Below are 25,419 nucleotides of genomic sequence, written 5' to 3'. Positions count from 1 at the left end.
AAGTTGTTTATTCAAAAAATAGATAATATGTTTACCACCTCAAAACTTATGAACAACTAATTTAACCTTGAGTTACTATGAATATTAAGAAGCTTATTTTGTTAACATTAGTCCTTGCAATTATCACTAGTTGTAACTCTGGTGATAAAGGACAGCTAGTAGGGGCGCCAGGAAAGAAATGGCATCCTGAAAAGCCTTACGGCATGACCCTTGTCCCAGGTGGTGCTTTTATAATGGGTAAGTCCGACGATGATTTAGCAGGCGTAATGGATGCACCTACCAAAACAGCTACCGTTAGAGCTTTCTATATGGATGAGACAGAGATCTCAAATTCTGAGTATAGACAGTTTGTAAACTGGGTTCGTGACTCAATCATCAGATTAAACCTTGCAGAAATGGCTGACCTTGAAGGGAAAACTCCTGGAAATGGTGATATAGGTGAATATGCCTACATGGATGCAGAGGATGATGAGTTGAACGCTTATGAAAGTTATATGCTTAACACCTACGGTAACGAGCAGCGTAAAATAAACAGAGATGTCGATATCGTCTTTAGAACGGAAGATTATCCAGATGAGTTGTATGCTGAAGTTATGGACCAAATGTATCTTCCATTGGAAGAATCGTACAACGGTCAGCGTACTTGGGATGTTAAGAAATTTAAATTTCAGTATACGTACATGGACATCCAGAAAGCGGCAAAGGATAGAAATCTGAAGCGATCTGATGTTATCATTAAAGAAGAAATAGAGGTTTATCCAGATACTACAGCTTGGATTCGTGATTTTGCTTACTCTTATAATGAGCCAATGCACAATGATTATTTCTGGCATCAGGCTTATGGAGATTATCCTGTAGTTGGAGTATCTTGGAAACAAGCACAGGCATTTTGCCAGTGGAGAACTTTAAACCATAATGCTTACCAGAAGAGTAAGGGGCATCAGCCTGTTAACTCTTACAGATTACCGTCTGAGGCAGAGTGGGAATATGCAGCAAGAGGCGGTCTTCAAGGAGCTACCTATCCATGGGGAGGACCATACACCAAAAATGATAGAGGTTGTTTTATGGCAAATTTTAAACCATTAAGAGGAGACTATGCTGCAGATATGGCACTTTATACTGTAGAAGTGGATGCTTACGATCCAAATGATTTTAACCTTTACAACATGGCAGGTAACGTGTCTGAGTGGGTAAATGGATCTTACGACCCAGCATCATATAATTATTCCTCTAGTATTAATCCTAATGTTAATGATCCAAATAACTCTAGAAAAGTAGTTAGAGGAGGATCCTGGAAAGATGTTGCTTACTTCTTACAAGTGAGTTCTAGAGATTATGAATATGCAGATTCAGCTAGAAGTTACATCGGATTTAGAACTGTACAAGATTACATGGGTACAGAAGTAACTAAAAATGCTGCAACAAATTAAACAAACAACAAGACTTAAAAATTATTAATTAACCTACTTAAGTTATCCATTTAACTTAAACTAAAATTGAAATTATGGCACAGAAAGGAAAAATAACTGTTACTAACATGGTCTATGGACTAGGAGCTGCAATTGTAATTGTTGGAGCATTGTTTAAAATTCAACACTGGCCTTTTGGTTCAGAGATTCTAACCTTAGGTATGATTGTAGAAGCTCTAGTATTTACATACTCGGCTTTTGAAAAAGTAAAAGGAGATCTTGATTGGTCTTTAGTATATCCAGAATTAGCTGGTGGTGATTCTAAAGGGAAAAACAAGAAGCAGACTCCAAAAGATGCTGAAGCACAATTATCTAAAAAATTAGATGAGTTATTAAAAGAAGCTAAGATTGATGGTGAGTTAATGTCAAGCTTAGGTGACAGCATCAAAAACTTTGAAGGTGCGGCTAAAAATTTAAATCCTACTGTAGATTCTATGGCTGCAACTAAAAAGTATGGTGAAGAACTTTCATTGGCGGCTGCACAAATGGAATCATTAAACAGTCTTTATAAAGTGCAATTAGATAGCATTAATCGTCAGGCTTCAATTAATGAAGAAGCTGTTGAGAATGCAACTAAGTTGAAAGAGCAAATGCAATCCTTAGCATCTAACTTATCTTCATTAAATGGAGTGTATGGTGGTATGCTTTCTGCAATGAATAAGAGCTAATTAGTTTTTATCTCAATCTATTTAATTAATTAACCTAAAAACTAATTATTATGGCAGGAGGAAATGTATCTGCAAGGCAGAAAATGATTAACCTAATGTACTTGGTATTTATTGCCATGATGGCAATGAACATGTCCAAGGAAGTGCTCTCCGCATTTGGATTAATGGACGAGAAGTTCGAAACATCCAATGAGTCGGCAACAGAAAGAAATGCTGGAATGTTAGCAAACCTAATGACAAAAGCGGAAGAAAAACCGCTTGAGTTTAAGGAGGCTGCAGAAAAAGCTGATCAAATAGCAGCAGTTTCAGATAAATTCTACGGAGATTTAGAAAAAGTAAAACAGTTCATCATCAAGGAAGGTGGATACGAGCTTGATGAAAATGGTAAGTTACCATTCCAAGCAATGGATAAAACAGACATCCTTGACGAAGCCTGGTTTACTGGAGACCGTTTAACGAAGGAAGGTGACCGCGTTATGGCGATAATGGAGAAATACAAATCAGACATTAAAGCTATTATTGGTGATGATATTAAATACCAGTCTGCTGTTGAAGACTTTGAAAAGCGTTTTGACTTTAGCGACGTAAAGCCATTAGATGGTGCGAAGATTGGATTTTTAGATTACAATTTTAAAGGTTTTCCAGCTATTGCTTCTTACACAAAAATTACAGCAATGCAGAACGATGTTAAAGTTACAGAGACTAACATGTATAATCTGTTCTTAGGTAATACATTAGATGAAGCTGTGACTCTTAAAAACTATCAGGCTATTGTATTAGCAGATAAGTCGGCCTTTTTTGCTGGTGAGCAATTCTCTGGTAAAGTAGTGCTTGGAAAGTATGCCAATGTAAAGCCAACAGCTATGTCTGTAGGTGGCAATGATATCAATGTGGAAGAAGCTATGGATTCCACAGGTGCGGCAAGACTAAACTTTAACGTTGGTAATGTTGGTAAGAAAGATATCTCAGGTACCTTCACTTTCATGGAAGATGGTCAGCCATTAGAAATTCCAATTAAAGGAAACTATGTGGTAGTGCCTCAACCAAATTCAGCTACTATTGCAGCTGATAAAATGAATGTGGTATATCGTGGTGTTGAAAACCCAATGACCATTTCATTCTCTGGTGTTCCAGATAATAAGGTAAAAGCAACAGCCCCAGGACTTAGGGAAGTAGGAAATGGGAAGTATGTTATGACGCCAGGATCTGGTAGAGAAGTTACCATTAAAGTAGATGCTACTTTGGATGGTGGGAAGGTTGTTTCAGACAGTAAATTATACAGAATTAAGGACATTCCTAAACCAACTGGTACTATCGGTGGACAGGACGGTATGGTAAAACTACCTAAACGTAATGTTGAAATTGGTACTATTGGTGCTAAGCTTGATGATTTTGATTTTGATTTACCAATTCAGGTACAGTCATTTAAATTAAAAGTTCCTGGTCAGCCTACAGTAGTTGTTCAAGGAACAAAAATGAATGCTCAGGCTAAAGGTGTTATTAAAAGAGCTAGACCTGGTGATATTATTCAAATCTTTGATATTAAGGCAAAGATCCAGGGCAATAGCAAGTATAACTTGAAGACACCACTTCCATTAACTGTTGAAGTAACAAACTAAAAAAGATAGTCTCGTTTCATTTGAAATGATGCGTCCCAAATTATAAACTTAAGACAATGAAACTAAAAGCATATTTTTTAACTCTAGTAGGATTGATGGCTGCGCAGTCAATGATGGCACAGGCAAATATCCTGAACGCAAAGATTCCAGAGGAAATAGGCTTAAAAACAGAAGCTCAGTTACTCTTAGATAACGATAGACCATTAGAGTATGGTTATGTTGATGACAGAGACATCCTGTTTTCTAAAATGACTTGGGAAAAAGTAGTTTTAGATGAGCGAGTAAACTTTCCTTTGTTGTATCCAATTGATACGGTAAATATGAGTGCAGACCGTAGATCTTTATGGCACGTACTTATGGCTAACATTGAGAATGGAATGATTCCAAAAGTATACGCAGATGAATACTTTACTACAGAGCGTACAATGGAGGAATTGGAGCCATCTTTAAAGAAAGCTGAAATATTAGACGCTGGTATTGATTATATGAATGCAGAAGGTATTACTTCTATAGATGATGTTCCAGAGGAATATATCAAAAGACGTGAGATTGGAGCAGGCGATATCAGTGCTTACTTAATCAAAGGGTTATGGTATTTCGATAAAAGACAAGGTGAATTGCGTTGGAGAATTTTAGGAATTGCTCCTGCTGCACCAGACGTTAACTTTATTGATTCAGATGACGAAGCAAACAAAGAGCCTATTGGTTTATTCTGGGTTTTTTATCCAGAGATCAGAGATATTCTCTATGAAGCTAAGGCCTTTAACAACTATAACAGTGCTGTGCCAGTATCTTTCGATCACCTGTTAAATACCAGACGTTTCAGTGGACTCATGTACAAGGAAGAAAATGTATACGGAGATAGAGAAGTGAAAGATTATATTGCAGATAATGCCTTAATGCAACTTCTAGAGTCTGAACGTATTAGAGAGAAAATTAGAAACTTCGAACAAGATATGTGGAGTTACTAAGAAACTCAAGATTATAAAACAAACCCGCAATACTGTTGCGGGTTTTTTAATATCTAATATCCACGTATTTTTGAATCGTGAATGAAGTAGATTACATTATTGTTGGATGTGGACTGGCAGGCATTGCACTCTGTGAGATACTGAGTGAACATGATAAGACCTTTGTTGTGTTTGACAATGGATCACAACAATCCTCATCTGTTGCTGCAGGAATGTATAATCCTGTTATTTTAAAACGTTTTACTCCGGTATGGAGAGCTGAAGAGCAGCTTAAGCTTGTACCATCGTTTTACAAAAAGTTAGAAGAGAAACTTCATAAGACATTTGACTACCGATTTCCTTTGAAACGACGATTTACGTCAATAGAAGAACAAAATCAATGGTTTACGGCAGCTGATAAGCCTCGGTTAGCTCCATTTATGGACCTTGAATTAACAATTAATGACAATCCAAATGTGGATGCTCCTCATGGATTTGGGACAGTACTGCATACTGGACGGGTGTATACCGAAGCTCTAATAAGTACTTATCAAAAGTATTTACGAGAAAAGGGACTTTTGATGAACGATTCATTCAAATATGATCAACTGGAGGTTAAATTGGATGGTCTGAGCTACCAATCATACAAGGCGCAACAAATTGTCTTTGCCGAAGGCTATGGATTAAAGCACAATCCATTTTTTAATTATTTACCCCTTAGTGGTAATAAAGGAGAGGTATTGACGGTTAGAATAAAAGGTTTGGGATTGAAAGAACCTATTAAATCTGGTGTTTTTGTAATTCCACTTGGTGATGACCTGTATAGAGTAGGGGCTACTTACAATAATCATGACAAGCTTAAAGATACAACGGAACAGGGTAAAGCAGAATTATTAGATAAGTTAAATTCTTTTATAAGGTTACCTGTAGAAGTGATAGACCATCGTACGGGAATTCGGCCTACGGTAAAGGACCGAAGGCCTCTAGTGGGTCAACATCCTAAATATAAACAACTTTATGTTTTAAATGGATTTGGTTCTCGAGGTGTTATGATAGCTCCCTATGCAACAAAACAGCTTTTCAATAGTATTGAGTCAAATCAACCATTAGAAGACGAACTAGATATTAAAAGGTTTGAAAATTTAGTTCAGGAGGATTTCTTATCTAATTTAGGGTCATAGTTCATAAACAGATTTATCCAGATATTTCTGGATAGTCTCATAATAATAGGCATAAATACAACAAGCGTTCCTACAATGCCATAAAAGGACGTCATTAATGAAGTGCCCATTATTAAATACGTAATCACAAAACTCGCGACGGCAAAGGCAACACCAACGCCATAACTTACATACATAGATCCATAGAAAAAAGAGGGTTCTAGTCTGTATTTAGTCTTACAATGGAAACAGTTGTCGTTTATTTTTAAAGTATCGGTAATGATATAAGGATTTTTTTCGTTGTACATAGATTCGTTTTGGCACTTAGGACAAACTCCAAATAGAATGCTGTATAATTTGGTTCCCTTTTTAATCATCTGTATTTACTTTAATTTAGCGGCCTAAATATGGATAGTAAAGATACTTTATTAACCAGTTTTTTAAGTAACAAAAGTCACAAATATGCTTAACGTACATGGGTTATCAATAGCCTTTCAAGGAACTTATCTTTTTGAAAATATTAGTTTCAAAATTGTACCTGGTAATCGTGTAGGTCTTATTGGAAAAAATGGTGCAGGTAAGTCCACACTTCTTAAATTACTATCCAAGGAAATGGAAGCAGATTCAGGGCAAATGGCTGCTGACAAAACCCTGAAGGTCGGTTTTCTAAAACAGGATATTGACTTTGAATATGGCCAAACGGTTTTGGAAGAGTCGTATAAAGCCTTTTCAGAAATAAAGGAAATCGAAAAGCAGTTATCCGATATTAATCATGAGTTGGCAGAACGTGAAGATTATGAATCCGATTCTTACGAACAGTTAATGGTTGATCTGAATGAACTTCAGCACACCTATGAAATTCTAGGCGGTTATAGTTATCAAGGCGATACTGAAAAAATATTAATGGGTTTGGGATTTGAACGTTCAGATTTCAATAAACAAACAGATACTTTTTCTGGAGGTTGGCGTATGCGCATTGAATTGGCGAAGCTGTTATTGCAAAAAAATGACCTTCTCTTACTCGATGAGCCTACTAACCATCTTGATATTGAGTCTATTTTATGGTTGGAGGGATTCTTAAATAATTTTTCGGGCGCGGTGGTGTTAGTCTCACACGATACCATGTTCCTGGATAATGTAACCAATAGAACTATTGAAATTTCATTGGGTTCCATTTATGACTATAACAAACCGTATACGAAGTTTCTTGAGTTGCGAAAAGAAATGAAAACCCAACAACTTGCTGCTCAAAAGAATCAGGAAAAACAAATACAGCAGACTGAGAAGCTCATTGAAAAATTTAGGGCAAAGGCCTCCAAAGCGTCTATGGCACAATCCCTTATTAAAAAGCTAGATCGGATGGATCGCATCGAAGTGGACGAGGAAGACAACAGTGTTATGACCGTTCAGTTTCCGGTTAAGGTGCCGCCTGGGAAGGTGATCTTAGAATTAGAGGCCGTTTCAAAATTCTATGGAGAACTCGAAGTACTGCGATCGGTATCCATGTTGATAGCGAGAGGTTCTAAGATTGCTTTTGTTGGACAAAATGGTCAGGGAAAATCTACACTTGCTAAAATTATGGTCGGGGAATTGGAGCACGGGGGAAGTCTCAAATTAGGGCATAATGTTCAGATTGGATATTTTGCTCAGAATCAGGCAGATTATCTTGATGGTAATAAGACGGTTCTGGACACAATGATAGATGCAGCTAATGAAAGTAACCGTTCAAAGGTTAGAGATATATTAGGGGCATTTCTTTTTAGAGGCGAAACGGTTGATAAGTACGTCAAGGTGTTATCGGGTGGTGAAAGAAACCGCTTAGCACTTGCCAAATTGCTGCTTCAACCATTAAACGTTTTAATAATGGATGAGCCTACCAATCACTTGGACATCAAATCAAAAAATGTTTTAAAAGAAGCCCTGAGAGCTTTTCAAGGAACTCTAGTTTTAGTCTCTCACGATAGAGAATTTCTGCAAGGACTTACGAATGTTGTTTACGAATTTAAGGACAAGAAGATTAAAGAATATCTAGGAGATATTGATTTTTATTTGGAGCACAGACGTTTGAACAATCTTCGTGAAGCTGAACAACGAAGTACCTCCAAAAGCAAAAATATTAAGTCGCATAGTAATAAATCCAGCTACGAAAACCAGAAACGACTTAAAAGCTTAAATAATAAGTTAAGTAAGGTAGAGCGTCAAATCAACGATTTGGAGAGTTCCATCAAAGAAGATGATGTTCAGCTCGAAACAAATTATGATGAAACAGCAGCTAATCCTGATTTTTTCAATTCCTATCAAGAAAAGAAAACACAGCTGGACCAACTCATGATGGAGTGGGAGGAATTACAGACCTGTATTGACGAATTGTCGATTTAACAATTAAGATATTTTTAACTGCAAGAACTGAACTTCGGGGTAACTTTGCACCTTACTGACCGTCAATATCTATGTTACGTAAAATTATTTTGTCCTTTCTAGGGCTAGCACTCGTTATTGGATCCGTCTTTTTATCCGTTTACTTAGTAGAAAACAAAAAGCGTCCCAAGCCACGTACCACAAAAATTGTCAAGGCTGTCTATGTAGATACAGTTGCCAATGGAACTGTGCCCATAAGGATAGAGGCAAGTGGAAACTTAATTGCAAGAAGTAGAGTGGAATTATTTGCCGAAGTTCAGGGGGTTTTTAAACCCGCAAAGAAATTGTTCAGACCTGGCCAGATCTATAAGAAAGGAGAGGCACTTATACGTATTGATGCTGCGGAATATTATGCGTCTGTGCAATCAGCCAAAAGCAACTTGTATAACTCAATAGCAGCCATTATGCCCGATTTACGTTTGGATTACCCTGATGTTTATGACAAGTGGTTGACTTATTTGCGCAGTTTTGATATGGAAAAGTCCACACCAGAATTACCTAAAATGACCAGTGAAACAGAGAATTATTTTATTACCGGTCGTGGGATTGTTTCTAGTTATTACAACGTAAAAAATTTAGAACAACGCTTATCTAAATATGTGATAAGTGCTCCTTTTAATGGTATCCTAACTAATGCTCTTGTTACAGAGGGTAGTTTGGTGCGAAATGGACAGAAATTGGGAGACTTTATTGATACCTCTGCTTATGAGATAGAGGTGGCTATTTCAAAAACATATGCGAGTATGTTAAAGGTGGGTGAGGAAGTTTCATTAACTACTTTGGATGGGTCCTCAACCTATACTGGAACAGTGGCAAGAATCAATGGAAGCGTTGATTTAACAACACAAACAATTACAGCCTTTCTTCAAGTTGCACATCCTGATTTACGCGAAGGTATTTATTTAGAGGCTGAAATTGCTGCTAAAAAAGAAACCAATGCCATACAAATAAATCGCGGGCTCTTATTTGGAAATGATCAGATATTTGTTGTTAGAGACACTCTTCTGGATTTAATAGATGTAAAACCAGTGTACTTCTCAGATAAGGAGGTAGTAGTTAAAGGTATTCCAGATGGAGAAGTTATTGTGTCTAAACCCGTGCCTGGAGCATATGCTGGAATGGTAGTTAAGCCCGTTCAATCAGCCAGAAACGAGAAATAGGTTGTTATGAGAAAGGTAATAGCGTATTTCATTAAATACCACGTAGCCGTTAATGTGCTGATTATTGCATTTGCGGCGTTTGGTATAATTGGAGTCTTAGGATTAAAATCCAGCTTTTTCCCATTAGTAGAATCAAAAATTATTACTGTTAATATCACCTATCCTGGGGCTTCTCCTCAAGAAATAGAGGAGGGTGTTGTTTTGAAAATTGAGGATAACCTTAAAGGTTTGAGAGGGGTAGACAGAGTAACATCACAATCAAGAGAGAATAGCGGATCTATCACTGTTGAAATCGAAAAAGATGAGAACATTGATTTCATGCTTCTTGAGGTTAAAAATGCGGTAGATCGTGTTCCAAGCTATCCAACAGGAATGGAACCTCTGGTCGTTGCTAAACGAGAAGAGGTAAGACAAACCATAAGTTTTGCCGTAAGCGGTAACAATATTCCACTAATTACATTGAAACAAATTGCAAGGCAAATTGAGAATGAATTGCGTGGACTAGATGGGATTTCTCAAATAGATATTTCAGGATTTCCTCAAGAAGAAATAGAGATAGCCGTTAATGAAACGAGTTTATTAGCTTATGATTTGTCCTTTAATGATGTAGCACAAGCAGTGGGTCAATCTAATATTCTGGTTACTGGTGGTACCATTAAAACCAATAACGAAGAGTATTTGATACGGGCAAACAACCGCTCTTACTATGGTGATGAATTATCTAATATTGTTATTAAAGCCACACCGCAGGGAAAAACGGTGCGCCTTAAAGACGTCGCTGTTATAAGAGATCGATTTTCCGAATCACCAAATGCCACCTTTTTCAATGGTGAACTTTCTGTTAATGTAACAGTAACCAGTACCAATAATGAAGATCTTATATCCTCTGCCGAAAAGGTGAAGGAATATGTTGAGGAGTATAACCTTCGACATAATAATGTTCGTTTAGATGTGGTTAGCGATAGATCCATTACCCTGGTACAAAGAACGGAACTCTTGGTAGAGAATGCTATTGCAGGAATTATTTTGGTTCTGATATTTTTATCGCTATTTCTCAATACTCGACTGGCTTTTTGGGTGGCATTTGGGTTACCCATCTCTTTTCTGGGGATGTTCATGTTTGCAGGACAATTTGATGTAACCATTAATGTTTTGTCCTTATTTGGGATGATTATTGTTATTGGTATTCTCGTTGACGACGGGATCGTAATTGCTGAAAATATATATCAGCATTACGAACGAGGAAAAAGTCCGAAGGATGCCGCCATAGATGGAACACTAGAGGTGATACCTCCTGTCGTTTCAGCCATAGTTACCACGCTATTAGCCTTTTCAACCTTTTTATTTCTAGACAGTAGAATCGGTGAATTCTTCGGTGAGGTATCGGTTATCGTAATTCTCACCTTGACCGTGTCATTAATTGAAGCCTTAATAATTTTACCGGCGCACTTGGCACATTCCAAAGCTCTGAAGCCTCCTAAGCCTACTGAAGACATGTCACGAGTGCAACAGTTTTTTGCCAAGATGCGAATTATTAATAAATGGGGCGATAAACTCATGGCGTTCTTCAGAGATAAAATCTATGCACCCACGCTTAATTTTGTCCTTACTTATAAATTACTCGCCTTAGGAATTTTTGTTGCCCTTTTAATTTTCACCTTTGGTGCAGTGGGTGGAGGTATCGTTAGTGTCACCTTATTTCCAAGGATTGCAAGTGATCAGGTCACCGTTACACTCGATATGCCTAATGGTACTAATGAGCGTGTCACGGATTCCATTATAAACATGATTGATGAGAAGGCTGAGCTTGTAAACAGGGCAATGACGGATGAGTATTTAGATGGTTCTAGTAAGTCCTTGTTTGAAAATACAATCAGAACTATTTCTAGCAGTTCCAGCGCTACGTTAAGAATCAACTTATTACCTGGGGAAGAACGACCCGATGAAATTTCCTCACTACTAGTAGCTAATAGATTACGTGAGATGGTTGGCCCGGTAATTGGGGTGGAGCGTCTGACTTTTGGTTCAGGTGGCAACTTTGGTGGTAGTCCTATTTCGGTATCGCTTTTAGGGAATAATATTGCGGAATTAAAATCGGCTAAAGGTGAGTTAAAGGAGGTCTTAAGTAGTAATCCGCTTTTAAAAGACGTGGAAGATAATGATCCTGCTGGTATCAAAGAAATTCGACTTGAACTCCGTGAATCTGCCTATTTACTTGGGTTAGATCTAAGGACTGTAATGAATCAAGTAAGAGCTGGTTTCTTTGGCGTACAGGCCCAAAGATTTCAAAGAGGGCAAGATGAAATAAGAGTATGGGTTCGTTATGACAGGTCTAATAGAGAAGCTATAAATAATCTGGATGCCATGCGCATCATTACTCCAAGAGGGGAGCGTGTGAATTTAAGAGATATTGCGACCTATAAAATTGAGCGCGGTGACGTAGTTATTAACCATTTGGAAGGCAAGCGTGAAATTCAGGTCTCTGCCGATATGAAGGATCCCAATGGAAGTAATACGGATGTGATGGAAGATCTTAGAGTAAACATTATCCCTGAAATTCAGTCTAAGTATCCTACGGTATCTGCTTCTTTTGAAGGTCAGAACAGAGAAAAAGAAAAGTTGAATAACTCCATAGCAAATGTTGGTTTAATAGTTATTCTTCTAATCTACGCCACCATCGCCTTTACCTTTAGAAGTTATTCGCAACCATTGTTATTAATTCTATTAATCCCATTTAGTTTAACAGCAGTGGCCTGGGGCCATTTCTTCTTAGGATTTCCATTGAATGTACTGTCACTACTAGGAATTATTGCCTTGATTGGAATTATGGTTAACGATGGATTGGTATTGATTGGAAAATTCAATCGGAATTTAAGATCTGGAATGGTCTTCGAGGAGGCACTTAGAGAAGCTGGTAAATCGAGATTTAGAGCAATTTTCTTAACCTCCTTAACAACAATTGCAGGATTGGCTCCATTGCTATTGGAGAAGAGCAGGCAGGCACAATTTTTAAAACCAATGGCAATTTCCATAACATTTGGTATTGCTTACGCAACGGTTCTAACCCTTTTAGTGCTGCCAGTTTTATTATCCATTAGCAATAATATAAAGGTAGGTAGTAAATGGTTGGCCACTGGAAATCAGATATCAAAAGAAGAAGTGGAACGTGCTATAAAAGAACAAAATGAACTTCAGGAACATCATGACTAGAACGGTATTTATTAGCTTTTTGCTATGCGTCGTAGTTGCTTCAATTGAAGCACAAGAAACCGTTACACCTCAAGAAGCAATTACACTGACACTGGAAAATAATTACGGTATTAAGATTGCTAATAATGCCGTGGAATTAGCCGCTAATAATAAGGATATTCTAAACTCAGGTTATCTGCCAGTTCTTTCAGGTAATGGAGGAGCCACTTATAATCAGGATAATTTAAAGGCAGAGTTTGCGAGTGGTGAGACTACTGAACTCAATGGAGCAGAAAGCAGCAGATACAATGCGTCTATTAGCCTTGATTACCTGTTGTTCGATGGACTAGGAAGGTACTACAATTACAAACAGCTGAAAGAGGAGTATAACTTGTCGGAACTGGAGGCCCGGCAGACCATTGAATTAACCATAGTGCAACTATTGAGTGTTTATTATGATGTCTCGCGTCAGTCTGAAAATGTGAACTCACTTCAAGAGACTTTGGCTATATCCAAAGAACGCCTTACGCGCGCGGAGTATCAATTTGAATATGGACAGAATACCAAACTTGATGTTTTAAACGCAGAGGTAGATATTAATAACGACAGTATCAATATTATTAATGCGCGTCAAAATTTAATTAATGCCAAGCGCGATTTAAATGTTGTTACAAGTAACGCTATACCAGAACAGTTTGAAATTGATACTACCGTCACTTTTTTAGAAGGCTTGGATAAAGAACAATTAATGGCTAAAACTCTGGCTAATAATGTCTCTCTGCTGCAGGCAGAGCAAAATATTATAATTAGTGAATTTAGTCTAAAGGCCAGCCGATCGGGATATTTACCTGCTATCGGATTATTTGGTACCTATGGCTGGAATGAGAACAACAACAATGCAGCATCCTTCGTGGCCGTTTCAACTAATACTGGTGTCTCTGCCGGAGTCAGTCTTTCTTGGAATTTGTTTGATGGAGGTAGTACCATAACACGAGTCAAGAATTCCAAAATCCTCTTAGAGAACCAAAGATTGATAAAAGAGGATATAAAATTAGATGTTCAAAGGGATTTCAATAATGCTTGGACTGATTACAAGAATAAATTGAATATCTTCTATATCCAGGAGGATAATATTAGAACGGCTCGTAATAATTTTCAAAGGACAGAGGAGCAGTTTCGATTAGGGCAAGTAACATCTATTATCTTTAGACAGGCACAGCTTAATTTACTATCGGCTGAGCTGACACGAAACCAAGCTAAATACGAAGCAAAGCTTGCTGAGGTCGTGGTACTTCAGTTAAGTGGTGAATTATTAAATGTCAATATTTTTTAATAGTGGAAGAACAGTTTTTTCAGTGTCCGCATTGCTGGGAAACTATTTCCATGTTAGTTGATGTCTCAATAGAGCAACAACAATATGTTGAGGATTGCGAAGTGTGTTGCAACCCTATTGAAATATCCATATCAATTGAGGATGGAAATATAGGAAATTTTCAAGCAAATAGCATCGAACAGTAAAATGTTAAGTATCTAATAAACAGATACTTATAAAAATCACTGTGCATTTCATCGATTTTTTTTGTCCTTTTATCCGATATATTCTATATTCGTATCACGATTGTGTCCCTCAACAAAATCTACTATTATGAGAAACCTCAAACTAACACTACTATGTTGTTTGCTATTTGCATTTGGCTATGCGGACGTTTCACCACTGGAAAAGGAAGCATTGGTCAACTTTTACAACGCAACAAATGGCGATTCCTGGACAAAGTCTTGGGATATGTCCAAGCCGGTAGAAACATGGCATGGTATTACCCTCAAAGATGACAGGGTTGTTGCTATCAATCTAAGTTTCAATAACCTTACAGGGAAACTTCCAGAAGGTTTAAATGTGTTGACGCATTTAAAGAAATTGAATTTAGCATTTAATGCAATTGAAGGAGAACTTCCTTTAAGTTTAACAGATCTTACATCCTTAGAAGAACTACAATTATTCTCTAACAAATTAAGCGGTGCAATGCCTGATGATATTGCCAACCTCGAAAACTTAAGAGTTCTTGAATTATACAACAACGATTTTTCTGGAGCCATTCCGTCTTCTATAGGAGGACTTAAAAAGTTAGAAGTACTAATACTAAGTAGTAATAGCTTTTTTGGAAAGATCCCGACTGAAATTTCAAAATGTGAAAACTTAAAGGTTTTAAGTGTGTTTGATAACCAACTTTTTGGAAATCTTCCAAACTCAATTGGTAATCTGGAGAACCTGGAAGAACTTGTTTTATCTAATAATGCTTTTTTTGGTCAATTACCTAATAGTCTGGCCAAGCTTGATAATTTAAAAACATTATTTCTCACCAATAACGACTTTAAAGGTAACTATGCCAACTTACAGGAGCAGTTACCAAGCATTATCAATTTTGATATCGATGAGGCCAATACCAAAGGTACTTTAGTAACCTTGGATATTGAACTTGATGATGACGATGACGAATAATTTAATCTGGTTTTAATTAAGTTAGTTAGCTGAACTCCTGAGAAGATCTTTTTCTCAGGAGTTTTATTTTTAATAGCATGCCAGATTTAAAAAAAGTATTATATTTGCCATCCAATATCGCGGGATAGAGCAGTAGGTAGCTCGTCGGGCTCATAACCCGAAGGTCACAGGTTCGAGTCCTGTTCCCGCTACAACAAACCAGATACATTTTGTATCTGGTTTTTTTATGAGCGTATGTTTTGAAGTTGAGGTCCTTGTATGGCAAGTGACTATATCAATAATAAAGTTATTGATAATCCATATGCCTATGACATCCTAAGGAATGAGCATCTAATAATTATATAGAAACTTTAATTGCTTTGGACCTTGGTCTGTATCAATTATAAAAATGTAGAGCCCTTCGTCAATACGCTGAATGGGGATATTGAGCTTGCCATTTTGAGGAATCAATGTTTCTGAAGACCATTCCTGAACCTGCTGGCCAAGCATATTGTATAAGTAAGCCTGGTCCACAACTGTAATGTTAGGCAGTATTATCTGAATTTCATGACGTTCGCTTAAATAGCGCAAATCTAATTGTGGCCAATCTTTTTCTGGTGCGGAAAGAACTGCATCTGGTCTAAATACGATATAGAAGCGATTACTATATTCCCCAGCCAACAAATCTAAGCTAAGCCCCTCTGCTGTTAGTTGTTGGGTGCTTCCAGATTCGGAATCCAATAAATAAACAGAAACAGCATGATCAAAATTTTCTAAACTTCTTATCGCAAATTTGACGCTTCCGTCCATTTGAGTCTTTACAAATAGGGGATAGGTTTTGTCCTCATTAAAGGATCCAACCCCTTGAATAACATAATTAGTGTCATCAATGATCCAGGAGGCATCACTTGGCAGTACCTCAATATTTAAGGCGTCGTAACCAAAATCAAAGTTATCAGAAGCAATATCGTTTGGTGTAAAGGCCAGAAGTAAAGGGCGCCTGGCACCTTCAGGAGTATGAAAATCCAACCGTATTCTTTGTATAATATCGGGTTCTGGATTATCAACAATAGTAGCATTTCTCATAAATACAGAACCACTGCCGTCTCCAGTTATGGATTCCTTGACAAAAACGCGCTGCCCATTGTTAAAGTTCACGCTACCACCTGTAGAACTACTGGCTACAAAGAATCCTTGTCCCACAGGTACATAACGCTCTGGGAGTTTTGATGCAGTACCTTGATCACTTATGTCTGGATGCGCTACCGCCTCAACGGCTCCGGATAAACTATAAGTAGCGTAACCACCCTGATAATCAGCAAAAATATGGGTGTTATTGGTTTCAAACTGCTCCCAGAAGTATAGTGCCCCCTGAATACTAGTACTGTTGTCATTAATAAATTGATTGGCATCAATAGCGGAGGGATAGGGGTTGCCCACCAGTGCTCTGTTTCCAGGTGTGATGGGGAGGTTGTAAGCACCATTATTTGGCTTTCCAATAAAGGAATAGTTCTGTTCGGGCTGTGATGTTCCTGTACCTTTAGCAATATAGCCTAATCCAACACTTATGGAACTAGTCTCATCAACAGGATTCCAACTGTAATAATCATCCTCAGGATGATTTTCAAATAAATACAGCCAGCGACGACTTAAAGTTATTGGACTAGTTGAAGCATTACCATTAAAGCCATTCGTCCATTGCACTGGTGTATTGCCGTCATGTAGTACAGTTCCGATTTGAAAAAGATTACCATCGGAACTTACTGGTGAAGACCAGTAGTTATAGTTAAACATGTTGGGAGTACCCTGCTGATCTCTTATTAATTGCCCTTCGCCAGTGTAATCTACCATACCATTCTCTCCCTGTATTAATTGCGATTCACCAACTAAAGTTAATTTTGAATTCGTGGTTTTAAGATTCAAATAATCTTCAATGTAAATGTATTGGCCGTCACTTGCATCAGAATTGGATACCCGTAAAGAACCATTATCAATTATCAAAGACGACAAGTTCAGATTTCTATCGGTTGCTTCTATGGCATGAGATATTTTTACAATATTCCAATCGATAATGGTAATACCATCAATTCCAAATCCATTAGGAATACTTCTAGCGTTACCGTGTAGCCAAGATGATTCAGAATTCCAATCCCCATCGTTTTCAGATTCATAGGGGATAGGAGCTGTTTCATCCTGGTAGCTGGACATAAACCGTAATATACCCTCAATAGAAATTCCATTACTCGATACTAAAGATCCTGAACTGATATCACTTACCTGGTTCATTTGGTAATAGCTGTTAAGATCGTTCCATGATAGCCCATCTATTCCAACTTGTATCTCTTTTCCTTTCAGAGTTCCCGCATCATCGTATAGCTCCTGATTCATCATTTGCCTGATCTGTTTCTCTGTAAGGGCGATGTTCCAAATACGAAGTTCATCGAGTCCCCCATTAAAATGCAAATCCTGATCTGTTGGAGTATTAATGGTTTCTTCCATAGCGCCAAGAATAAAATCAACCGTATTGGTTATGGGCTGATTGGAATCACTCAAAGAATCTAATGCAATACCATCAACATAAAGTGTATAAGTGCTCCCATCGAAGGTCACGGCAACATGGTGCCAAGTATTGGTATTAAGTGTATAAGGGGTAGTACTTATTGACTGTCCGTTATTCCAATTAAAGGAAACAACATTGTTCACCAATCTTAGATCATACCCGTCCACTTGATTGTTAGTTTCCCTTTTGGACAATAGGGTCTGCGTATTAAGACTTTGGGCTTCGGGTTTTACCCATAATTCAATCGAAAAATCGCCTGTAAAATTAAAGTTATCTCTAAACGTAACATTGTCATCTGTTCCATCAAAGTCCAGAGCGTCGCAGGTGTCAATGGTAATAGTCAATTGATCACTGGGATCGGGACATCCACCACCATAGCTCACGATCCAGTCTAAGGTGTATGTTTCACCCACATCGCCTGTAAAGACGGCATTGGGATCATTAATATTCGAGAAACTAAATCCAGAAGTCTGTCCAGAACTGACGGACCAGGTTCCCTCGAGTAACCCAGGTGGTGCATTAGCCGCTAAATTTACAGATGTGACGGAACAGTTGGCTGTAGCAACATCGGGTCCTGCATCGGCTATATAGGTGTTGGGTTCAACAATTATAATTCGTTCTGCTGTGGGCCCTTCATTAGGCACTGGTTCATCGTCAAAGGATGTGTAATAAATCGTATAGACTCCAGGTACACTGAGGTCCAACTCGCTACTGTCGATGACCGTGTTAGCCGTAAAGTCTTCAAATGTACAAGGGTCTTCAGCTGTGTAACCAGGTTCTGAATAGGAAGTACATGCCAGAAGGGTTATGGTAGACTCTCCCAATAAGGTTACTTCTGGACCTGTTGTGTTAATAACTTCTACTGTTCTGGTAATACTAGAGGCAACATTACCAGCATCGTCGGTAAAGCTGTAGGTGATAAAATAGGTGCCTAAGGTTGTGGTATCCACAGTATCTCCGGTAACTTGAACTGTATTTACATTGGTCACACAACCGTCGTCCATTACAACTCCAGGGTCTACATAGGTGGAGCAATCCCCCACAAACTGAGTTGAACCGTCAGCCCCAAAGCTAAGCACAGGGGTTGTTGTGTCAATAACATTGATTGTTCTGTTTACCTCAGTTCCAGAAATACCGGCCCCATTTATGACGTTATATCTTACGGTGTAGCTGCCAGGGCTAGTAAGGTCCAATTCTGAGCTGTCCACTACAACATCAGCACTTATATCACCCAAACAATTATCAAATGCCGTTGCGCCTGGATCATTAAAAATTGAACAGGCTTCAATGGTAATGTCATTAGAACCAACTAAAGATATGACCGGACTCTGTGTGTTTACAACCGTCACATCAATATCAAAAGTACTAGTAAACGTTCCATCAGAGGCGGTAAAGGTAACCGTTGTGGTTCCCACAGGATAGACGTCACTGGCATCGGCTCCATTGGCATTGTAGTTATTGGTTATTACAGTACTACTACCACAATTATCTGTTGCTGTGGCCAAAGGAATGGATACATATGCGGTGCATAGCCCTACATCAGCTTCGGTCTCATTAGGATCAACTGCCAAAAGTATAGGGCCTTCGGTGTCTTTAATGGTTATTGTTTGAAGACACTGAACCGAATTTCCAGCCGCATCTTCAAGAGTCCAGGTGAGAACTGTTTCACCAACAGGAAATAAATTGCCAGTAGGAACACCGTCAAGTGTGAGTGTCAATCCATTGACGCAATTATCATTGGTCGACGGTGGAGGTACGATAAATTTTGGAATGTCCGGAATATAAGATACATAGGCATAACATTCTCCTGAGTCATTATCATATTCCAAATCTGGTGGGCAAACCATTACGGGGGGAGTATCATCTGGATCTGTACATTGTCCATGTGAAAAAAAGCCTAATCCTAAAAAGGTAAAAAGTAAAAGAATTCTTTTAGATATCAGAATAAGCTCTAGTTGTCTCCTAGAAAGAAAAATTATGTATTGGTTATTTTTCACTAGTAAATTGTCTGGCAAACAAATAAAAGTATGACATCAACAATGACTTGAAAAAATTTATCGATTAAGACCGTTATTAGACCATTAAACATCAATTAAATCTATTAAACCACTGAAAACCCGGATAAAGTAACAGTTTACCTTTAGCAAATTGCGGTTCGTCGAACGATTTAACAACTTTTAACTATTCATCCTAATAAATAAGCCATTCGTAGTTTTTACAGCCTTTTTTTAGAGACTTTTCAATTAAGTTGTGCAAATTTATCCTTGCCATTAACCAACTTTAACTTTATTTAAGTTAGTTTAACCAACCCAACTCTATAATAAACTGCGTATTTTTTTGCGCTCATGACTTGCCTGTGTTTAGTGGTTGTAACTAAACTAAACACTTATGAAAAAGCATTACTTTATTTTCGTGTTAACCCTGTTCTTTGGGGTCTTTTTGTCAAACGCACAGCAAACCATATGGGAAGAAGATTTTGACTATCAAGATCTTACAAATGAAGCTGATAAACCAGATGCATTTGGGAATAACGTGAAATGGGTTGCCGATGGATTTGCAGAGATACTAAATTCAGAAGGAAATCCAATACCAGACAATTATCCTTATGGTATTACTGTTTTAGGCGGGAAAATCAGAGGGACTCAAACTCGATTTGATGGCGGGACAGCGGGGTCTGATGCCAATGGTACAGGATTAACTACTTGGCAGATTACTGCCGATAACCCTATTGATATTAGCGGGTTTTTTAACGTTTCAGTTTCAATGGACATTAGTGAAACAGGAACACTAGAAGACAGACCAAATGGTGGCCCAGATTTGATTCAGGTCCAGTATATGTTAGACAATGATGGCAATTGGATTGACTTTGAGACTAATGGTTATGTTGTAGATGATTTCAATAATAGAGTTGCTAGTCAAAGTGGTTTGTGTGGGTCAACCTTAAGGATTCAAGTTATTATTTCTAATTGGTATGACATTGCAGGTGGATTTTGCTGTGAAGCGCATTTCTTCGATAATATATTGGTAGAGGGTGAGACAGTTCAAGCTCCAGATACACCAACTGATCCATTTCCTGGAAATGGGGACAGCGATATATGTTTTTTTGATTTACCCAACGCAAATTCTATTCAGTGGTTAGCTAGTGATAATAGCTGTCAAAGCTCTTATGATGTTTATTTTGGAACCAATCCTTCACCAGGTCTTGTTGCTTCTGGAATTGAATCCACGGATTTTGCCGTAGGAACGTTAACTGCTAATACCACTTATTACTGTAAGGTCATTGCTAAAAATGAGTTAGGGCAATCTCCACCGTTGGAGTGGCAGTTTACTACGGCTGCTCAAGTCTGTGATTTTGATTATTGTGAAACCGATTTTGATAATATTGGAGCTATAACTAAGGTGGTTTTTGGTGACATAAGCAACATTCAAGATTCAAATGCTGGTAACACGTCTACCGATTATGAGGACTTTACAGGTGATTTTATCACAACTGTTATCCAAGGTAATGGGGTGACTCAGGGAACAGGTTATGAAATAACTGTCAACGGTCAAATGGGTGGACAAACCCATTATGTTAGTGTGTATTTTGACTGGAATCAGGATGGGGAATTTTCGGTTGATGATGGAGAATATTATCAAATTGGAACAATTAGACAGTCTAATGGTTTTCAGGCAAGTAAAGAAGTTAGTGCCATTGTGGATGTACCTAATGATGTTGTATTAGGTACCACAAGAATGAGAGTTATTATGAACAGAGGGGGGTATTTATTAACTCCTTGCGAAGAGAATACCTACGGCACAAATAATGGTAATTCAAGAGGCCAAATAGAAGATTACTCTGTTGAGGTGTGTGGTTTACCAGTAGCTTTAACACAGGATTATACGGCGATATTAGATGCAAATGGGGCAGCAAGTATTGAGCTTTCAGACATAGATGCTGGTAGTTCTGCTGATTGTGGTTTGGATAGTATGACGCTTAGTCAATCTAATTTCTCATGTGCTGATATCACAGCAGAATCAAATTCAGTTACAGTGACATTAACGGTAACAGATGTCAATGGAAATCAGGCTATGGAAACTGCAGTGGTGACCATTGTAGATAATATCCCACCAACTGTCCAGACCCAAAATATTTCTGTTGAATTAGATGCAAATGGATTGGCAAGTGTTACAGCCAATCAGATTGACAATAGCTCAACTGATAATTGCGGCGTAGATTCTCTTGAGTTGAATCAAACAAGTTTTGACTGTTCCAATTTAGGTGATAACACAGTGACATTAACGGTAACCGATGTTAATGGAAATCAAGCCACGGCTGATGCAACTGTGACAGTGACGAACCCAGAGGTTGATTTTGCCAACATTCAATTTCCTGATCAAGATGAAGAAATTTGCCTATCCCAATCGTTTACGGTTTTTGGGCAGGTATATGAAGCCGGCTTAACTGATGCTAATGGAGGTGTAGCTCCGGGTATTTCAGTTGACTTTGGTATTAATTCAACAAATGAAGATCCCGCTAATTGGGATGAAAATAGTTGGAATACTGCTGTTCCAAATCCCGGTTATAATTTTGGTGAAAATAATGATGAATACCAATATACGGTAACACCATCAACGACAGGTATCTTTTATTATTCATTTAGATACTCTCTGGATAATGGTTGCACTTATAAATATGGAGCTACTAATAATGGGTTCTGGAATGGAAATGGTAACAATAATGGCGTATTAACTGTCAACGAACAACCAATTTGGTACGCAGATACAGATGGTGATGGTTTTGGTGATGTTGATGTAACCCAACAGGCTTGTGATCAGCCCTCAGGTTATGTAGATAATGCTGATGATTGTGACGATACAGAAGCCTCTACTAATCCTTCCGCACCGGAGTTATATTTTGATGGAATTGATAATGATTGTAATCCAAATACCCCTGATGAAAATTCAGGCCTGTTTGAAAGCTATGTGGTTGTAAATGGTCAATTCTTTGATTTAGGAGCTAGCACTGGTAATCCCGATTTTGACGGGGCAGATTTAGGATCTTTTTCATGTAATGCAGGATTGGAAATTGACGGTGGTGAGAATAAAATATTCAAATGTTCCTATGGAAACGGCGATGTTATAAATGGAAAAACCATGTATCGTCTTTACAAACAGGGCGAGAATCCTCCTGGCTTCTCTGAGTTAGGATTAGATTTTAATTCCACTATTGGTGGTGCAGGACAAGACTGTGAAAACCAAAAATGGCAGAAATTGGAGGCTAATGTTAATTTATTGGGATCTCTTACTGAGAGTGGTGTCTATATTTTGGAGGTTTTTAATACCGCTGACTATACCTGGAATTTGCCTAATGTAGCAGGTGGAACAGGTACCCATTTTGCTAACAATGGAGGTAGTAACTTTAAAGCAACCTTTACATATACAGACAATCCACCAGTAGCTAATGCAATGGCTTTTACAGTTGAATTAGATGTTACTGGTAATGGAACTATTACAGTGGAGGATATAAACAATAATTCATCAGACGACTGTGGGATAAATTCTATTGAGATCATTGGTCAGACATCCTTTGATTGTTCGGATATCGGCGAAGATATTTTTGTGACTTTAAGAGTTACTGATACTAATGGAGCACAAACGGATAGTGATCCAGTTCAGATCACAGTAGAGGATAATGTAGATCCAGTAGCGTTGGCTCAGAATGTGACGGTACAGTTGGATGCCACAGGAAACGGAAGTACAACAGCGGAAGCTGTAGATAATGGATCAAATGATGCATGTGGAATCCAGTCATTAGCATTAAGTCAGACAGCCTTTGATTGTTCTCATGTAGGTGATAACACAGTGACATTAACGGTAACAGATGTCAATGGAAATCAGGCTATGGAAACTGCAGTGGTGACCATTGTAGATAATATCCCACCAACTGTCCAGACCCAAAATATTTCTGTTGAATTAGATGCAAATGGATTGGCAAGTGTTACAGCCAATCAGATTGACAATAGCTCAACTGATAATTGCGGCGTAGATTCTCTTGAGTTGAATCAAACAAGTTTTGACTGTTCCAATTTAGGTGATAACACAGTGACATTAACGGTAACCGATGTTAATGGAAATCAAGCCACGGCTGATGCAACTGTGACAGTGACGAACCCAGAGGTTGATTTTGCCAACATTCAATTTCCTGATCAAGATGAAGAAATTTGCCTATCCCAATCGTTTACGGTTTTTGGGCAGGTATATGAAGCCGGCTTAACTGATGCTAATGGAGGTGTAGCTCCGGGTATTTCAGTTGACTTTGGTATTAATTCAACAAATGAAGATCCCGCTAATTGGGATGAAAATAGTTGGAATACTGCTGTTCCAAATCCCGGTTATAATTTTGGTGAAAATAATGATGAATACCAATATACGGTAACACCATCAACGACAGGTATCTTTTATTATTCATTTAGATACTCTCTGGATAATGGTTGCACTTATAAATATGGAGCTACTAATAATGGGTTCTGGAATGGAAATGGTAACAATAATGGCGTATTAACTGTCAACGAACAACCAATTTGGTACGCAGATACAGATGGTGATGGTTTTGGTGATGTTGATGTAACCCAACAGGCTTGTGATCAGCCCTCAGGTTATGTAGATAATGCTGATGATTGTGACGATACAGAAGCCTCTACTAATCCTTCCGCACCGGAGTTATATTTTGATGGAATTGATAATGATTGTAATCCAAATACCCCTGATGAAAATTCAGGCCTGTTTGAAAGCTATGTGGTTGTAAATGGTCAATTCTTTGATTTAGGAGCTAGCACTGGTAATCCCGATTTTGACGGGGCAGATTTAGGATCTTTTTCATGTAATGCAGGATTGGAAATTGACGGTGGTGAGAATAAAATATTCAAATGTTCCTATGGAAACGGCGATGTTATAAATGGAAAAACCATGTATCGTCTTTACAAACAGGGCGAGAATCCTCCTGGCTTCTCTGAGTTAGGATTAGATTTTAATTCCACTATTGGTGGTGCAGGACAAGACTGTGAAAACCAAAAATGGCAGAAATTGGAGGCTAATGTTAATTTATTGGGATCTCTTACTGAGAGTGGTGTCTATATTTTGGAGGTTTTTAATACCGCTGACTATACCTGGAATTTGCCTAATGTAGCAGGTGGAACAGGTACCCATTTTGCTAACAATGGAGGTAGTAACTTTAAAGCAACCTTTACATATACAGACAATCCACCAGTAGCTAATGCAATGGCTTTTACAGTTGAATTAGATGTTACTGGTAATGGAACTATTACAGTGGAGGATATAAACAATAATTCATCAGACGACTGTGGGATAAATTCTATTGAGATCATTGGTCAGACATCCTTTGATTGTTCGGATATCGGCGAAGATATTTTTGTGACTTTAAGAGTTACTGATACTAATGGAGCACAAACGGATAGTGATCCAGTTCAGATCACAGTAGAGGATAATGTAGATCCAGTAGCGTTGGCTCAGAATGTGACGGTACAGTTGGATGCCACAGGAAACGGAAGTACAACAGCGGAAGCTGTAGATAATGGATCAAATGATGCATGTGGAATCCAGTCATTAGCATTAAGTCAGACAGCCTTTGATTGTTCTCATGTAGGTGATAACACAGTGACATTAACGGTAACAGATAACAATGGAAATGTATCAACAGTAGATGCAACGGTGACAGTAGAGGATAATGTAGATCCAGTAGCGTTGGCTC

General features: G+C 38.2%; 14 protein-coding genes and 1 tRNA gene. 13 read left to right on the top strand and 2 right to left on the bottom strand.

All coding sequences use genetic code 11. The annotated features are described in order from the left end of the window. Positions 1–83: 83 nt before the first annotated feature. The 5 genes from porK (at position 84) to DN064_RS07800 (ending at position 5,887) form a co-directional block, all read left to right on the top strand. Positions 84–1,430, top strand: coding sequence for a type IX secretion system lipoprotein PorK/GldK (porK, locus tag DN064_RS07820; protein WP_449441483.1), 1,347 nt, complete (start codon positions 84–86; stop codon positions 1,428–1,430). A gap of 74 nt (positions 1,431–1,504) precedes the next feature. Continuing rightward, entirely contained in the window at positions 1,505–2,137 is a 633-nt protein-coding gene (gene porL / locus DN064_RS07815) for a type IX secretion system motor protein PorL/GldL (RefSeq protein WP_115462090.1), read from the top strand. Between the two features lie 50 nt (positions 2,138–2,187). Further along, positions 2,188–3,756, top strand: coding sequence for a type IX secretion system motor protein PorM/GldM (gene porM / locus DN064_RS07810; protein ID WP_115462089.1), 1,569 nt, complete (start codon positions 2,188–2,190; stop codon positions 3,754–3,756). A 56-nt stretch (positions 3,757–3,812) separates the two neighbouring features. Continuing rightward, on the top strand, positions 3,813–4,727 hold the full coding sequence (porN, locus tag DN064_RS07805) for a type IX secretion system ring subunit PorN/GldN (RefSeq protein WP_115462088.1): 915 nt from the start codon (positions 3,813–3,815) through the stop codon (positions 4,725–4,727). Positions 4,728–4,804: 77 nt separating this feature from the next. After that, positions 4,805–5,887, top strand: a complete 1,083-nt coding sequence (locus DN064_RS07800) for an NAD(P)/FAD-dependent oxidoreductase (RefSeq protein WP_115462087.1) — start codon at positions 4,805–4,807, stop codon at positions 5,885–5,887. On the opposite strand, the gene DN064_RS07795 is transcribed toward DN064_RS07800, so the two are convergent. Further along, a complete protein-coding gene (locus DN064_RS07795) occupies positions 5,854–6,243 on the bottom strand; it encodes a DUF983 domain-containing protein (RefSeq protein ID WP_115462086.1) in 390 nt (129 codons plus the stop codon). The genes DN064_RS07800 and DN064_RS07795 overlap by 34 nt on opposite strands. An 85-nt stretch (positions 6,244–6,328) precedes the next feature. Here DN064_RS07795 and DN064_RS07790 point away from each other — a divergent pair, with 85 nt between their 5' ends. The 7 genes from DN064_RS07790 to DN064_RS07760 all read left to right on the top strand — a co-directional run bounded on the left by DN064_RS07790 (position 6,329) and on the right by DN064_RS07760 (position 15,321). Then, the gene (locus DN064_RS07790) at positions 6,329–8,245 is read left to right on the top strand and encodes an ABC-F family ATP-binding cassette domain-containing protein (protein WP_115462085.1); all 1,917 of its coding nucleotides are present in this window, start codon (positions 6,329–6,331) and stop codon (positions 8,243–8,245) included. A 71-nt stretch (positions 8,246–8,316) separates the two neighbouring features. Further along, the gene (locus DN064_RS07785; protein WP_115462084.1) at positions 8,317–9,444 is read left to right on the top strand and encodes an efflux RND transporter periplasmic adaptor subunit; all 1,128 of its coding nucleotides are present in this window, start codon (positions 8,317–8,319) and stop codon (positions 9,442–9,444) included. Between the two features lie 6 nt (positions 9,445–9,450). Then, positions 9,451–12,654, top strand: a complete 3,204-nt coding sequence (locus tag DN064_RS07780; RefSeq protein WP_115462083.1) for an efflux RND transporter permease subunit — start codon at positions 9,451–9,453, stop codon at positions 12,652–12,654. After that, a complete protein-coding gene (locus DN064_RS07775) occupies positions 12,629–13,966 on the top strand; it encodes a TolC family protein (protein ID WP_232827443.1) in 1,338 nt (445 codons plus the stop codon). Before DN064_RS07780 ends, DN064_RS07775 begins: the two co-directional genes overlap by 26 nt. 2 nt (positions 13,967–13,968) lie before the next feature. After that, positions 13,969–14,151: a CPXCG motif-containing cysteine-rich protein gene (locus DN064_RS07770; protein WP_115462081.1), complete on the top strand. Its 183-nt coding sequence runs from the start codon at positions 13,969–13,971 to the stop codon at positions 14,149–14,151. 127 nt (positions 14,152–14,278) lie between these two features. Beyond that, on the top strand, positions 14,279–15,130 hold the full coding sequence (locus DN064_RS07765; RefSeq protein WP_232827441.1) for a leucine-rich repeat domain-containing protein: 852 nt from the start codon (positions 14,279–14,281) through the stop codon (positions 15,128–15,130). Between the two features lie 118 nt (positions 15,131–15,248). Continuing rightward, positions 15,249–15,321 (top strand) — tRNA-Met (locus DN064_RS07760). Positions 15,322–15,460: 139 nt separating this feature from the next. On the opposite strand, the gene DN064_RS07755 is transcribed toward DN064_RS07760, so the two are convergent. Next, entirely contained in the window at positions 15,461–19,666 is a 4,206-nt protein-coding gene (locus DN064_RS07755; protein ID WP_157962265.1) for an immunoglobulin-like domain-containing protein, read from the bottom strand. Positions 19,667–20,057: 391 nt separating this feature from the next. Here DN064_RS07755 and DN064_RS07750 point away from each other — a divergent pair. After that, positions 20,058–25,419, top strand: a 5,362-nt coding sequence (locus DN064_RS07750; RefSeq protein WP_198659421.1) for a MopE-related protein, incomplete at its 3' end; no start/stop codon positions are given.

The sequence above is a fragment of the Winogradskyella aurantiaca genome, from assembly GCF_003362725.1.
Classification (GTDB): Bacteria; Bacteroidota; Bacteroidia; order Flavobacteriales; family Flavobacteriaceae; genus Winogradskyella_A; species Winogradskyella_A aurantiaca.
Note: the sequence above shows the minus strand (reverse complement) of the source record. Positions and strands in the feature narration are given on the sequence as shown.